Origin of the sequence: Flavonifractor plautii ATCC 29863 (genome assembly GCF_000239295.1) — a bacterium.
Classification (GTDB): domain Bacteria; phylum Bacillota; class Clostridia; order Oscillospirales; family Oscillospiraceae; genus Flavonifractor; species Flavonifractor plautii.
Genome location: NZ_JH417693.1, coordinates 1 through 13,655, shown reverse-complemented (window position 1 = coordinate 13,655; position 13,655 = coordinate 1). Strand labels below are relative to the sequence as shown.

General features: G+C 66.3%; 11 protein-coding genes. All 11 read right to left on the bottom strand.

Annotation, left to right across the window (positions count from 1 at the left end):
- Nucleotides 1–477: 477 nt before the first annotated feature.
- The 11 genes from rpoD to HMPREF0372_RS05275 all read right to left on the bottom strand — a co-directional run bounded on the left by rpoD (nt 478) and on the right by HMPREF0372_RS05275 (nt 13,572).
- Nucleotides 478–1,824: an RNA polymerase sigma factor RpoD gene (gene rpoD, locus HMPREF0372_RS05325; RefSeq protein ID WP_035298461.1), complete on the bottom strand. Its 1,347-nt coding sequence runs from the start codon at nt 1,822–1,824 to the stop codon at nt 478–480.
- Nucleotides 1,825–1,828: 4 nt separating this feature from the next.
- Entirely contained in the window at nt 1,829–3,610 is a 1,782-nt protein-coding gene (gene dnaG / locus HMPREF0372_RS20995) for a DNA primase (RefSeq protein WP_007489598.1), read from the bottom strand.
- Nucleotides 3,611–3,686: 76 nt separating this feature from the next.
- Nucleotides 3,687–4,691, bottom strand: coding sequence for a deoxyguanosinetriphosphate triphosphohydrolase (locus HMPREF0372_RS05315; RefSeq protein ID WP_007489596.1), 1,005 nt, complete (start codon nt 4,689–4,691; stop codon nt 3,687–3,689).
- A gap of 89 nt (nt 4,692–4,780) precedes the next feature.
- Nucleotides 4,781–5,416, bottom strand: a complete 636-nt coding sequence (locus HMPREF0372_RS05310) for a YigZ family protein (protein ID WP_007489594.1) — start codon at nt 5,414–5,416, stop codon at nt 4,781–4,783.
- Nucleotides 5,413–5,943, bottom strand: coding sequence for a GNAT family N-acetyltransferase (locus HMPREF0372_RS05305; protein ID WP_007489593.1), 531 nt, complete (start codon nt 5,941–5,943; stop codon nt 5,413–5,415). Before HMPREF0372_RS05305 ends, HMPREF0372_RS05310 begins: the two co-directional genes overlap by 4 nt.
- A gap of 76 nt (nt 5,944–6,019) precedes the next feature.
- Nucleotides 6,020–7,312, bottom strand: a complete 1,293-nt coding sequence (hflX, locus tag HMPREF0372_RS05300) for a GTPase HflX (RefSeq protein WP_007489592.1) — start codon at nt 7,310–7,312, stop codon at nt 6,020–6,022.
- Nucleotides 7,313–7,346: 34 nt separating this feature from the next.
- A complete protein-coding gene (locus HMPREF0372_RS05295) occupies nt 7,347–7,853 on the bottom strand; it encodes a flavin reductase family protein (RefSeq protein ID WP_039996746.1) in 507 nt (168 codons plus the stop codon).
- Nucleotides 7,854–7,858: 5 nt separating this feature from the next.
- On the bottom strand, nt 7,859–8,071 hold the full coding sequence (locus HMPREF0372_RS05290; protein ID WP_007489590.1) for a hypothetical protein: 213 nt from the start codon (nt 8,069–8,071) through the stop codon (nt 7,859–7,861).
- A 99-nt stretch (nt 8,072–8,170) separates the two neighbouring features.
- Complete coding sequence (rpmE, locus tag HMPREF0372_RS05285) at nt 8,171–8,377, bottom strand: 50S ribosomal protein L31 (protein WP_007489589.1); 207 nt, start codon at nt 8,375–8,377, stop codon at nt 8,171–8,173.
- A 139-nt stretch (nt 8,378–8,516) separates the two neighbouring features.
- Nucleotides 8,517–12,098, bottom strand: a complete 3,582-nt coding sequence (addA, locus tag HMPREF0372_RS05280; protein ID WP_007489585.1) for a helicase-exonuclease AddAB subunit AddA — start codon at nt 12,096–12,098, stop codon at nt 8,517–8,519.
- A 37-nt stretch (nt 12,099–12,135) separates the two neighbouring features.
- Nucleotides 12,136–13,572, bottom strand: a complete 1,437-nt coding sequence (locus HMPREF0372_RS05275) for an alanine/glycine:cation symporter family protein (protein ID WP_039996745.1) — start codon at nt 13,570–13,572, stop codon at nt 12,136–12,138.
- Nucleotides 13,573–13,655: the final 83 nt, after the last annotated feature.

Sequence of the window (13,655 nt, the reverse complement as noted above, 5' to 3'; positions counted from 1 at the left end):
GAGTTCAGACGTGTGCTCTTCCGATCTAAAAGTGGCAGCGCAACTTTTTCGAGAAAGACAGCATGGCGGAAGGGACTCGATTTCCAGCGAAATAGTCGCCCCTTCTGCTATGAGAGGTGTCATTTCCGAGGCACATGTCCCCGGAAACGACGGATTTTTGCTTTATTCCTGCGGCTGCGGCCGCAGGAACTCTGCGCGGCTTTCCTTTGCGGGAGGTCTTTGACAGGCCAGAGGCCCGGAACCATACGGTTCCGGGCCTCGTCTCGTCGCTGTACTGTCTCAGTTCAGGAAGTCCTTCCGCTTCTTGGAGCGACTGGGGTGGCGCGCCGTCGTCGCGGGCTGCGCATTCCTCGCCTCCGCCGGACGGCGAAGGCTCCCTCGCTCCGCCGCTCCTCCTCTCCCCACGGGACCCGCTTGCGCTGGGCTCCCGCGGGGCCCCCGAAACTGCGCCCAATGCCTGACGGCATCAAAAAAGAATCAGTTCAGGAAGTCCTTCAGCTTCTTGGAGCGGCTGGGGTGGCGCAGTTTTCTCAGGGCCTTGGCCTCGATCTGGCGGATGCGCTCACGGGTGACGTTGAACTCCTTGCCCACCTCCTCCAGGGTGCGGGTGCGGCCGTCCTCAATGCCGAAGCGCAGCTTGAGCACCTTCTCCTCCCGGGGAGTCAGGGTGCCCAGCACGTCCACCAGCTGCTCCTTGAGCAGGGTGAAGGAGGCGGCCTCCGACGGCTCGGAGGCGTCCTCGTCGGGGATGAAGTCGCCCAGGTGGGAGTCCTCCTCCTCGCCGATGGGGGTCTCCAGGCTCACCGGCTCCTGGGCAATTTTCAGAATCTCCCGCACCTTGTCCACGGGCATGCTCATCTCCTCGGCGATCTCCTCGGGGGAGGGGTCGTGGCCCAGCTCCTGGAGGAGCTGGCGGGAGACACGGATGACCTTGTTGATGGTCTCCACCATGTGGACGGGGATGCGGATGGTGCGGGCCTGGTCGGCGATGGCCCGGGTGATGGCCTGGCGGATCCACCAGGTGGCATAGGTGGAGAACTTGTAGCCCTTGGTGTAGTCGAACTTCTCCACCGCCTTGATGAGGCCCAGGTTGCCCTCCTGAATCAGATCCAGAAAGAGCATGCCGCGGCCCACATACCGCTTGGCGATGGACACCACTAGGCGGAGGTTGGCCTCGGCCAGGCGCTGCTTGGCGGCCTCGCCCCGCTTCACCAGGCGGCGCAGTTCCTTCTCCTCCTCCTCGGTGAGGGAGACTTCCTCGCCGTTTTTCCGGGCCTGCTCCAGCTCCTCCATCTGCTCCTTGGCCGCGTCGCCGGCCCCCATATCCTGGGCCAGCTGGATCTCCTCATCGGGAGTGAGCAGATTCACCTTGCCGATCTCCTTGAGGTACATCCGCACGGGGTCGTCAATGCCAAAGGAGTCCACCAGCGTATTGGGATCCACCATCTCCTCCTCAGGGAGCTCCTCAATCTCGTTGAGCTCCTCCAGGGGGGGCATGATATCATCGGCCAGCTCGGGCAGATAGTCGTCGCCCACGGTGTCGATCCCCAGGTTCTCCAGGGTATCGTAGATCTTGTCCATCTGGTCGCTCTCCAGATCCAGGTTCTCCAGCACATCCATGAGCTCACTGGACGAGAGCTTGCCGTTTTTCTTGCCCCGCTCGATCAGCTCCGCCAGCTTTTCCGCCCCCTGGACGCCCTCGACGACCTTCATGACCTCAATCTTGCCCTGCTCCATCTTCTTCACATTGGCCTGGGCCAGCTTGGTCTGATCCTCCAGGGTCAGGGTGTGTACCTTCTTGCTGGTGGTCTTCTTTTCACTCATGCGGTTATCCTCCATACGCTTTTCTTTCTCTGAACTTCTCCCGTGCCGCCAGCAGGGGGTCGCTTGCGCCCGCCCCGCCCCGCTTGAGGGCCTCGGTCTCAATGATCTCTATGTAATCCCGCAGGGCCTGGGCGCTGTGCGCCAGGGCCTCCGGCTGATCCATCACGCTCACCAGGTGGCTCATCTCCTCCGGGGAGAGCGCCCCGGCGAGGGCGGCCAACTGGGTGGAGCGCCCCTCCCGGTGGCGCTGGCACAGCAGGGCGTAGATCTTGGCCAGCACCGGGGCGGAAAACTGCTCCGGCCCCAGCCCCTCCACCTGGGGAAACAGGTCGGGCTCCAGCAGCAGCAGCCTCACCACCCCCTCCTCCGCCCGGGCCGAGCGGAGGTTCTCATACCGCAGCTCCCGCTCCCGGGGCTGGAGCTGGGCCGCCGGCGTCAGCTCCCGGCGGGCCTGCTTCTTGCGGGCCTGCCATGCCCGGTTCTTGCGGAACCGCTCCACCTCCTGAGCAAAGGCGGAGGAGGAGATCCCCGCGGCCGCCGCGGCCTTGTTGCCGTAAATCTCGCGCTCGATGGGACTCTGGAGCGCCGCCACCGTCTCCACCGCCTCCCGGAGGAAGGCCATGCGCCCCTCCTCGTCGGCCAGGCTGTGCTTCTGCTGGAGGGTCTCCAGCCGGTAGTCGTTCTGGCCCGCGCTGCCATTCAGGCACTTCTCAAAGGCCGCCGGGCCGAATTTCTTCACAAAGTCGTCCGGATCCTGCTTGATGGGCTTGCCCTCCGCGTCGTAGGCGTTGGGGAGCTGGAGCACCCGGACGTTCAGGTTGGCGTTTTTCAGAATGTTGAGCACCCGGTCGGTGGACTGCTTACCCGCCGCGTCGTTGTCGTAGCAGAGCACCAGCTCCTTGGTGTAGCGGGCCAGTATCCGGGCGTGCTCCTCGGTGAGGGCGGTGCCCATGGTGGCCACTACATTGTCAAACCCCGCCTGGTGGAGGGTGATGACGTCGATGTTGCCCTCCACCAGCACCAAATTGGGCCGCTTGGTGCTCTTGGCAAAGTTGAGGGCGTAGATCAGCCGCCCCTTCTTAAAGGCAATGGTCTCCGGGGTGTTGAGGTACTTGGCCCCCTCCTCCCCCGGCAGGATGCGGCTGGTGAAGCCGGCCACCTCCCCCCGCACATCGATGACGGGGAGCATGAGACGGGCGCGGAACTTGTCGTACACGCCGCCGTTCTTGCCCGCCACGGCCAGCCCGGCGTCGATGAGCTCCATCTTGCTGTATCCCTTGGCGGTCAGCGCCCTGGTCAGCGCGTCCCACTGCTCCGGAGCCGCCCCCAGGCCGAAGCGGGTGGCGGTGCGCGGCGCAACCTGCCGCTGGGCCAGATAGTCCCGCACCCGCGCACCGCCGGGGCCCTTGAGGTAGTCGTGGTAAAACCGGGCCGCGTCCCGGTTGGCCGCGAGGGCCCGGGCCCGCTTTTTGCGCCCGGCGTCATCGGCGCCTGTGTCAGGCACCTCCAGCCCCGCCCGCTGGGCCAGCAGGCGCACCGCGTCGGGAAAGGGCAGGTTCTCGATCTCCATGATGAAGGAGATCACCCCGCCCCCTTTGCCGCAGCCGAAGCAGTGGTAAATCTGTTTATCCGGCGAAACCGAGAAGGAGGGCGTCTTTTCGTTGTGAAAGGGGCACAGCCCCCACAGGTTGTTTCCCTTCCGGGTCAGGTGGACATAGGAGGAAACCACGTCGGAGATCTCGCTCCGGGCCACCAGCTCGTCGATGAATTGTTCGGGAATCGGCACGCCGCGCCCTCCTTCCGACTATGTTTTCCACAATATACCAGGCTTATACCCTCCCGCGCGGCCTGCCTGTCCGCGCCTACTTCACGCTCCAGGATTTCGGAATGAACGCCGCGTTGAAGCACTCCACCGCGTAAACGTCGGTCATGCCCGCAATATAGTCGCAGACGGCCCGCTCCACTCCCTCCTCCATCCTGATGTCCTGAAACTCCGGTGGCAGCTTGTCCGGCTCCCGCCGGTAGTAGTCGAACAGGCGGCGGAGCAGCTCCTGAGCCTTCCCCTCCTCCCCCTTGGCCACCGGATTGCGGTAGACAAACTCGAACATGAACGCCCGCAGCTCGCCCATAGCGTCCCGGCAGGCGGGGGACTGGAGAATTGCGTCCCGCCCGGCGCTCTGGGTGATGATGTCCACCGTCAGGGTGTTGATCCGCTCCGAGTGGGTGAAGCCCAGCACCTGGGAGATAGACAGGGGTATGTCCATGGGGTAGATGATCCTGCCCCGGATGGCGTCGTCAATGTCGTGGTTGATGTAGGCGATCTTGTCGGCCAGCCGGAGGAGCTGGCCCTCCAGGGTCTCCGCCCGGTCGGGGCCGGTGTGGCAGAGGATGCCCCGCCGCACCTCATAGGTCAGGTTGAGGCCCTCCCCCTCCTTTTCCAGCCGGTCCACCACCCGCAGGGACTGCTCGTTGTGGGCGAAGCCGCCGGGCAGGATTTCATTGAGCACCCGCTCCCCGGCGTGGCCGAAGGGGGTGTGGCCCAGATCGTGGCCGTAGGCCGCCGCCTCCGCCAGATCCTCGTTGAGCCGCAGGCCCCGGGCAATGGTGCGGGCGATGCGGCTGACCTCGATGGTGTGGGTCATGCGGGTGCGGTAGTGGTCCCCCTCCGGCTCCAGAAAGACCTGGGTCTTGTGCTTGAGCCGCCGGAAGGCCTTGGAGTGGATGATCCGGTCGATGTCCCGCTGGAAGCAGGTGCGGGTGGGACAGGGCTCCAGCGGCGTCTGCCGCCCCCGGGATTGGGACGACAGGCATGCAAAGGGGGAGAGCATCTCCCGCTCCAGCGCCTCGGTCTGTTCGCGCAGGGTCACAGATACCACCTACCTCTCAGCAGTCTCTGTAACTATATACTTCTTTCCTCGGAAAAATCCTTCTTTTTTGCAAAAGATTCATGATTTGTTCATACTTGTGTCCGGGGCACCGCCTGGAAGGACTCGCCGCACACCTGGGCGGCCACTCCGCCGGCGGCCAGCTCGGTGAGCCGGGCGGAGAAGGCCTCTGCCCGCTCCTCGGGCAGCAGGGCGTGCACCGTGACGTCGGCGGCGTACTCCACCTCCCCCAGCACCCCGCCGTGGGCCTCCAGCTCCAGCTTGAGCCGCTCAAAGAAGGAGTAGGGGCAGGGCACGGCCACCTCCACCCAGCGGCGCACCACGGAGATGCCCGCCGCGTCCAGGGCGTCCTTGGCGGACTGGGTGTAGGCCCGCACCAGCCCCCCCGCCCCCAGCAGGATACCGCCAAAGTAGCGGGTCACCACGCAGCAGACGTTGGTGACCCCCTCCCGCTGGAAGACGTTGAGCATGGGCTGGCCCGCCGTGCCCTGAGGCTCCCCGTCGTCGGAGTATCGCTCCACGCCCCCCTCCCGGATGCGGTAGCACCAGCAGTGGTGGCGCGCGTCGTAGTGCTTTTTTCGGATCTCCTCAATGCGGGCCCTGGCCTCCTCCTCGCTCTCCACCGGCCAGACGCGGCCGAGAAAGCGGGAGCGTTTCTCCACCAGCTCAGTCTCGGACGCTCCGGTGGGGACAAAATACTCGGTCATCGCTCCCACTCCCTTCGGGTGACGGCAAAGTAGTGGGCCAGCCGGGTCTCGCCCAGCTGCTCCACCGCTTCGATACGGGAGAGGCGGTAGGTCATGCCGCACTTCTGCATGACCCGCTTGGACTTGCGGTTGCCGTCGTAGTAGGCCGCCCACAGGGCCTGGTAGCCCAGGTCGGCGAAGGCGTGGCGGATAATCTCCTTCACCGCCTCGGGGATCAGCCCCTGGCCCCAGCAGTCCCGGGCCAGGGAATAGCCGATCTCCTCGCTGGGCGTCCCCAGCTCCGTGCGGTGCCGGTCCACAAAGCCCGCCGAACCGATCAGGCGGCCGTCGGACTTGCGGAGCACCGCCAGGGCATCCGAGGGGACGAAGATGTTCTCGATGACCTGTCGGCTCTCCTCCACGCTCCGGTGGGGGCGCCACCCCGCCGGGGGGCCCACCTCCGGGTGGCTGGCGTAGGCGTACAGCCCCTCCGCATCGTCCAGGGTGAAGGGGCGCAGGAGCAGGCGGTCAGTCTCCAGTAACTGCATGGCGGTTCCTCCTTATATCGCAAGCATTGAACCCCCTCGGAGCGCGGAGGGGGTATCGCGCCGTTTACGGCGCCTCTCAGTCCTCCCAGGGCTCCTTGGGGGGCGTCCAGCCCGACACGATATAGTCCTTCAGGCGGCCAAGCTGGACGGGGGTACACACCGCCTCCACCTCGATGGCCTCGCCGTAGTCCACCCGCTCCACCTTGGCCTGCCGGTGGAGCATGTCCACCACGCCGCCCTGGTCGTAGGGCAGGCGGAGCACCACCCGGCAGGCGCCGGTGTCCAGGCGGCCGCCGATTTTCTTCAGCAGCTCGTCCAGCCCCTGGCCGGTCTTGGCCGAGATGGACACGATGTCCGCCCCGTGGGGAAGGATGTCGCCGGTAAATCTGTCGCACTTGTTGAACACGTCGATGCGGGGGGTCTGCTCCGCCCCCAGCTCCACGATGAGCTGCTCCACCACCGCCGCCTGCTCCCGCCACAGGGGATTGGAGGCGTCGATGACGTGGAGGAGCAGGTCGGCGTAGCTCAGCTCCTCCAGCGTGGCCTTAAAGGCCTCCACCAGATGGTGGGGCAGCTTGCGGATGAAGCCCACGGTGTCGCTGAGCAGCACGGTGCAGGTGTCGCTGATCTCCAGCGTCCGGGTGGTGGTGTCCAGGGTGTCGAACAGCCGGTTGTTGGCGGGGATGTCCGCCCCGGTCAGCCGGTTGAGCAGGGTGGACTTGCCCGCGTTGGTATAGCCCACGATGGCCACCACCGGCACCTCGTTCTTCTCCCGGCGGGTGCGCTGGGTGGCCCGCACCCGCCGCACCTGCTCCAGCTCCTCCCGCAGCTTCTGGATCTTGCGGCGGATGTGCCGCCGGTCGGTCTCCAACTGGGTCTCGCCGGGGCCGCGGGTGCCGATGGCGCCCTCCTGGCGCTCCAGGTGGGTCCACATGCCCAGCAGCCGGGGCAGCAGATACTGGTACTGGGCCAGCTCCACCTGGAGCCGTCCCTCCCGGGTGCGGGCCCGCTGGGCGAAGATATCCAGGATCAGGGCCGCCCGGTCCAGCACCTGGACGCCCAGCTCCTCCGACAGCACCCGCTGCTGGGAGGGGGACAGGGGGTTATCCACCACCACCATGTCCGCCCCCATGGCCCCCACCAGCTCCTTCACCTCAGCCGCCTTGCCCTCGCCGATGAAGGTGCGGGGATCGGGGGCGTCCTTGTTCTGGAACACGGTGCCCACGCACACGCCCCCCGCAGTCTCCAGCAGATCGGCCAGCTCCTCCATGGAGGTGTCGTCGGCGTTTTCCTCGGCCGACAGGCAGTGGGCGTTCAGGCCCACCAGCACCGCCCGGTTTTTCGCTTGCTTTGTCTCGTTTTCCGTCATACCGTCCTCCGCGCCGCGGGCCGCAGCCCCGGCGTCAGTTTTTCTTCAGCACTTCCACAATCTCCCCGATGAAGATGCGGTGGTAATCCTTTTCGGGGTACCACTTCCCGTCCAGCTCTCCGTCCAGGAAGTGGGTCGGGTCCATGTCCTGCCAGTACGCCTTTTTACACACCAGCACCAGCCCGGCCTCCTCAAAGTAGGGCGCGCCGCACGCCGCCCCGGCCACCGTGAAGCCGCACTCCTTGACCTTATCCACGTCCCGGCCGCTCTTGGAGCCGCACAGGGCCAGGGCCTTCCGGTACTCCTCCCCGAAGAAGGAGAGGGTGAAGCAGTCCTCCCGCTCCACGAACTCCAGGGTGTACCGCTGGGGGCGGATGTAGACCGTGGCCACCGGCTTCCCCCACAGCACGCCCAGGCCGCCCCAGCTGGCCGTCATGGTATTGCACCGCTCCGCCGTCCCGGCGGTGACCAGCATCCACTGCTCGCCGATCATGGAAAAGACATTCTGGTTCAGCTCCTTGGGGTCAATTCTGCCAAACATCGCTCTTACCTCCATCCGTTGATCACCGTGTCCGGATCGTCCACATAGACCGAAACCTCGCCGCACTGGGGGCAGACCGCGGCCTTCAGAATTCCCATCCGTCCGTCGCCGCGCACGAAGCTTCCCCCATTGTCGATGATAATTTCATGTTTATGCCCATCCTCCTTGACGTTCCAGCCCTCCACCATCTCTGTCCCGCAGCGCAGGCACTTGCGCATGGCCGTCTCCCTCCTTATTCTTATGCCGCTCCGGCGGCTGGTATCCTTCCGATGCAAAAGAGCCCGTACCGAAACCGGTACGGGCTCTTACATACGAACTTACTTCTTGTCCAGGCCGAACTTCTTGTTGAAGCGGCTGACGCGTCCGCCAGTATCCACCATCTTCTGCTTGCCGGTGAAGAAGGGGTGACACTTGGAGCAGACTTCCACGCGAATGTCCTTCTTGGTAGATCCGGTTTCGATCACATTACCGCAAGCACACTTGATCGTGGTCTGTTCGTAGTTGGGATGGATGCCTTCCTTCATGGTGTGTTCACCTCTTTCTCGTTCTGGATGAGGCGGCGCAGCAAACCTCCACGCCTTATAAACGCTAGGATAGTATAGCACAGGAAAACCGGAATTGCAACTGTTTTTTCGAGAAATTTTTCAAGTTGCCAGCGGCCCTTCACACATCCACCGCCTGATCCAGGGCGAAAAACCACAGGCACCGGCGGATCACCGGCTTCCCGGTGATCTCCTCCAGCGCCCGGCTGTAGGCCGCGAGCTGGGGCCGGTACTCCTCCGCCCGGGCCGCTACAGAGCGCCGGTCCACCCGGTCGGTCTTGAAGTCCACCACGGTGATGCCCTCCAGAGTCCCAAAGCAGCAGTCCACCACGCCCTGGAGGAGCACCTGCTCCTCCGCCCCGGCCTGGGGGTAGTAGTCCGCCGCCGGAACCAGGATGGAGAACTTGAACTCCCTCCGCAGGGAGGTGGAGGCCATCAGCTCCCGCCCCAGGGGAGAGGCGAAAAAGGCCGCGATTTTGGCCGGGTCCACCGCCTCCCCCTGCTGGGGGGTGAGGAAGGCCCGCTCCACCAGCCGGGCGATCTCGGCCCGCACCTGCTCCACGCGCTCCGTCCGCTCGAAGTCGATGTACTGCATGACCAGGTGGAGGGCGGTGCCCTTCTGGGCCGGGGTGAGGCCGAACTCCTCGGTGGCGAACCGGGGCCGCCCCAGGCGGATGGGCCGGGGGGGCCGGACCGCCGCCTCGGCCACCTCCTCGTCCAGCGCCCGCCCCTTGAGCTGGGTGGCGGTGAGCTTGGAGGGCAGCTCCACCTCCGCTCCGTGGGGATAATGCCAGGCCAGCCGGGCCGCCAGGGCGGCGGTCTCCTCCCCCGCCCCCGCGGAAATCATCTCGCCGTCCGGGGGACCGGATGGGGAAATGGCATTCTCCTCCGGCTCCGCCTGGAACTCCGCCCCGTCCACAAAGCGGATATCCCAGGCCGGGCCGAAGTCCGCCGCCGGGACGGGCACCTGCACCCCCGCGGCCCGGCGGAGGGCCTCCCCGTCGGGCCGGGCCAGGGCGGGCAGCAGCACCCACTGCCCCACGCTCTGGCACCCGGCCAGCACCTGGGGCTCCACCGGACAGGCCGCGTCGGGGGCCAGCTTCTCCAGATCCCGCGCCCCGCCGGTGAGGGCCACCGACAAAATCAGCTTCTCCTTGGCCCGGGTCATGGCCACATAGAGCAGCCGCAGCTCCTCGGCCATCATCTCCAGCTCCAGCTTCCGGGCCACCGCCCGGCGGGCCAGGGTGGGATACTCCATCCCCCGCTCCACGTCCAGCCGCTTGGGGCCCACCCCCAGCTTGGGGTGGAACAGGATGGGCCGGCTCATGTCCTCCCGGTTGAGCCTCCGCGCCAGCCCGCAGAGGAGCACCACGGGGAACTCCAGCCCCTTCGACTTGTGGATGCTCAGGATGCGCACGCCGCCCCCCTCCCGGCCGGGGGCGGGCAGGGCCAGCTTGGCCCCGTTCTCCCGCAGCCGGGTCAGGTAGGACAAAAAGCCGAACAGGCCCTTGTGGCCCGCGCCCTCGAAGCGGCGGGCCAGCTCCGCCAGGGTGAGCAGATTGGACTGCCGCTCCTCCCCCCGGTCCATTGCGCCGAACACCCCCAGCAGATTGGTGCGGTCGTAGAGCTGCCAGAGCAGCTCGTGGCTGCTCAACTCCCCCGCGCCGAAGCGCAGCTCGTCCAGCTCGGCCAGAAAGGCCCGGCTGTCCTCCCCCCCGTCGGCGGCCAGGGCGGCGTAGAAGTCGGTGTCGGGACTGGCGGCCCGGAGCTCCGCCAGCCGGTCGGCAGAGAAGCCGTACACCGGGGAGCGGAGGACGGAGATGAGGGGCACGTCCTGCCTTGGGTTGTCCACGATCTGGAGCAGGGAGAGGGCCACGTTCACCTCGGTGGCGGCGAAGAAGTCGCCGCCGCCCTCCGCCTCCCAGGGGATGCCCCGCTCCCCCAGGGCGCGGGCGTAGTGGTGGAGCACCGTGTTGGGGGAGCGGAGTAAAATCACGATGTCTGCCGGGCGGACGGGCCGCTCGCCGCCCTCGCCGTCGGAGACGGGAAAGCCCCCGTCCACCAGCGCCCGGATGCGCTTGGCCGCAAAGCGGGCCTCGATGAGATCCCGGGCGGTCTTCTCCTCCTCCCCCTCGGCGGAGGCGTCCACCGCGTCCAGCTCCACGGCGTAGCGGCCGTCGGGCGGGAAGGGCGCGCCGGGGTAGAGGGCCTCGTCGGCGGTGTAGTCCATCTCGCCGAAGTCGGCGGACATGACGTTGCGGAACACAAAGTTGGCCCCCTCCAGCACCTCCGGCCGGGAGCGGAAGTTCCGGGACAGGATGAGCCGCCGCTCCTCCCCCTCCGCCGCCCGGGTGTAGTCGGCAAAGGCGCGGTACTTGCTCAGGAAGATGGTGGGATCAGCCAGGCGGAAGCGGTAGATGGACTGCTTCACATCCCCCACCAGGAAGAGGTTCCTCCCCTCCCGGGACAGGGCGGTGAAGATGGCGTTCTGCACCTCGTTGGTGTCCTGGTACTCGTCCACCATGATCTCGTCGTACCGGGCGGACCACTGGCGGGCCAGCTCGGTGGGAACTCCGTCCTCCCCCACCAGCAGGCGCACCGCCATGTGCTCCAGATCGGCGAAGTCCACCATGCCCCGGCGGGCCTTCTCGGCGGCATAGGCCCCCTCGAAATCCTTCACCAGGGCGAACAGCCCCCGCACCGCCGGGTGCACCGCCCGGAGATCCTCCAGGAGATCCGCCCCGCAGTCCTCGAACCACTCCCCCAGCTTCTCCATCCGCTTTTTGCAGGTGCTCCGGATGGCCTTCACCTGCTCCGCCGCGTCGGGGCAGTCCACAATCTTCTTGCGCCCCGCCGCCGGGAAGGGGATGGGCAGGGCGGCCCGGGCCGCGTCCCACCCCCGCCGCGTCCCCTCCACAAAGGCGTCCAGGGCCGCCAGGGTGGCGGAGAGGCTGGGGGCGTAATTGGCGTCCAGATTGGCGTCGCAGGGGCACAGCTCCAGGGCCCGGGCAATCTTGTCCCGCCAGTAGGCCCCCTGCCGCCCCGCGTCGTCCAGCAGCAGGCGGCCCCAGGGGGTCTCCCCCGGGTCGTCCACCCCCTCCAGGGCAAAGGCCCGCTCCTGCCCGTCCAGCCAGGCGGCGGGATTGGGGTGGGCCTGCACCCGCCCCCGGATGTCCAGCACGATCTGCATGAGCCGGCTGTCGTCCCGCCCGGCGGACATGGTGTCCACCAGCCGGGCGAAGTCGCTCCCCTCGGCGATGTCCTCATAGCGCCGGTCCAGCACATCGTTGAGGGCGCGGAGCATGAGGATGCCCGCCTCCCCCTCGTCGCACAGGCGGAAGTCCGGGTCCAGCTCCAGCAGGTGGCCGCACTCCCGCAAAAGCTGGGCGCAGAAGGCGTGGACGGTGGAGATCTGGGCCTTATAGACCAGGGTGGCCTGCCGCCGCAGGTGGGCGTCGGTGGGGCGCTCCGCCAGCCGGGCGGACAGCTCCTCCACGATGCGGCCCCGCAGCTCGGCGGCGGCGGCCTTGGTGTAGGTAATGACCAGGAAGCGGTCGATGTCCAGCCCCTCCCCCTCCACCCGGGCCAGGAGCCGCTCCACCAGTACCCGGGTCTTGCCGGAGCCGGCGGCGGCGGACACCAGCAGCCCGCCGCCCCGGTTGTCCACCGCAGCCTGCTGTTCACTTGTCAGGGAAAAGGCCATAGGGCGCTCCTTTCAGCTCAGCGGGGATGGGTTCGGTTCAGTCCTCCCACTTTTTGGCGTGGGCTTCGTTCCAGATCTCCGGGCTGCCCACGCCCACCTCGTCGTAGCGGTAGACGGGGTTCTTCCCCGCCCTGCGCTGCTTCTGGTAGTCCCTGAGCACCCGGATGGCCTTTCCCCCCAGCAGCAGGATGGCCACCAGGTTGACCAGGGCCATCAGGCCCATCAGCACATCGGCCAGATCCCACACCATGGAGAAGCTCATCTGGGCGCCAATGAAAATGGCGGCCACACAGGTCAGCCGGAACACCAGCAGCCCGGTCTTGGAGTCCCGGATGAAGCGGAAGTTGGACTCGGTGTAGTAGTAGTTGCCCACCAGGGAACTGAAGGCGAACAGGAAGATGGAGACAGTGATGAACAAGGGGCCGAAGGGGCCCACCTGGCTGTGCACCGCCGCCTGGACAAAGTTCATGCCCTCGGAGTAGGCGTCGATGGGCACACCGGAGAGGAGCAGCATGAAGGCGGTGGTGGAGCAGATGAGGATGGTGTCGATGAACACGGAGAGCATCTGCACCAGCCCCTGCTTCACCGGGTGGGACACGTCGGCGGCCGCCGCCGCGTTGGGGGCGGAGCCCATGCCCGCCTCATTGGAGTAGAGGCCACGCTTGATGCCCTGCATGATGCAGGACGCGCCGATGCCCGCGAACATGGCCTTGGGATCAAAGGCCTGGGAGACGATCATGGAGAGCATATAGGGCACCTGGCCGATGTTCTTGACGGTGATGAAGAGGCCCAGGGCGATATAGATGGCCGCCATGACCGGGACGATGCCGGAGGTGATGGCGCTGATGCGGCGTACGCCGCCGAAGATGCACAGGCCGGTGAGCAGGGCCAGCGCCGCCCCCACCACCGCGGGCCAGACGCTCTTGGAGTAGCCGGGCAGGTAGTACTGGAGGGCGGAGCCGGCGTTGTAGGCCTGGAGGGCGTTGAAGCCGTAAGCGAAGCAGGCGATGAGCAGCACCGCGAACACCACGCCGAAGAACCGGCTGCCCAGGGCCTTCTGGATGTAGTAGGCCGGGCCGCCCACCCAGTTGTCCCCGTGCTTCTCCTTGTAGCACTGGGCCAGGGTGCTCTCAATGAAGGCGGAGGCCGCGCCGATGAGGGCCAGCAGCCACATCCAGAACACCGCGCCGTAGCCGCCGATGACCGTGGCGGCGATGATGGCGTTGGCCACCCCGGCGATGTTGCCGGTGCCCACCCGGGAGGCGGTGGAGATCATCAAAGCCTGGAAGGAGGAGATGTCCTTGCCGTCCTTTTTCTTCTCCCCCAGCACCCGCAGGGCCTCGGGGAACAGCCGGAACTGCACCCCGCGGGTGCGCACGGTGAAGTAGAGCCCCGCAAAAATCAGCAGGGCGATGAGAATGTAGGTATACAGAAAGTTGCTGGTGTTGCTCAAGAGCGCTCCAAAATTGATCATGCGCAGATATTCCTCTCTTTTCATTTCTTTGCTTTTTACTATTCTGTGCCTAGGCCTTGTTTGAAAATAGTCAACACGCCCAA

Coding starts and splice junctions, on each gene's coding strand:
- rpoD (WP_035298461.1), bottom strand. CDS start 1,824: ATGAGTGAAAAGAAGACCACCAGCAAGAAGGTACACACCCTGACCCTG.
- HMPREF0372_RS05310 (WP_007489594.1), bottom strand. CDS start 5,416: ATGACCGAGTATTTTGTCCCCACCGGAGCGTCCGAGACTGAGCTGGTG.
- HMPREF0372_RS05305 (WP_007489593.1), bottom strand. CDS start 5,943: ATGCAGTTACTGGAGACTGACCGCCTGCTCCTGCGCCCCTTCACCCTG.
- hflX (WP_007489592.1), bottom strand. CDS start 7,312: ATGACGGAAAACGAGACAAAGCAAGCGAAAAACCGGGCGGTGCTGGTG.
- HMPREF0372_RS05295 (WP_039996746.1), bottom strand. CDS start 7,853: ATGTTTGGCAGAATTGACCCCAAGGAGCTGAACCAGAATGTCTTTTCC.
- HMPREF0372_RS05290 (WP_007489590.1), bottom strand. CDS start 8,071: ATGCGCAAGTGCCTGCGCTGCGGGACAGAGATGGTGGAGGGCTGGAAC.
- rpmE (WP_007489589.1), bottom strand. CDS start 8,377: ATGAAGGAAGGCATCCATCCCAACTACGAACAGACCACGATCAAGTGT.
- addA (WP_007489585.1), bottom strand. CDS start 12,098: ATGGCCTTTTCCCTGACAAGTGAACAGCAGGCTGCGGTGGACAACCGG.
- HMPREF0372_RS05275 (WP_039996745.1), bottom strand. CDS start 13,572: ATGATCAATTTTGGAGCGCTCTTGAGCAACACCAGCAACTTTCTGTAT.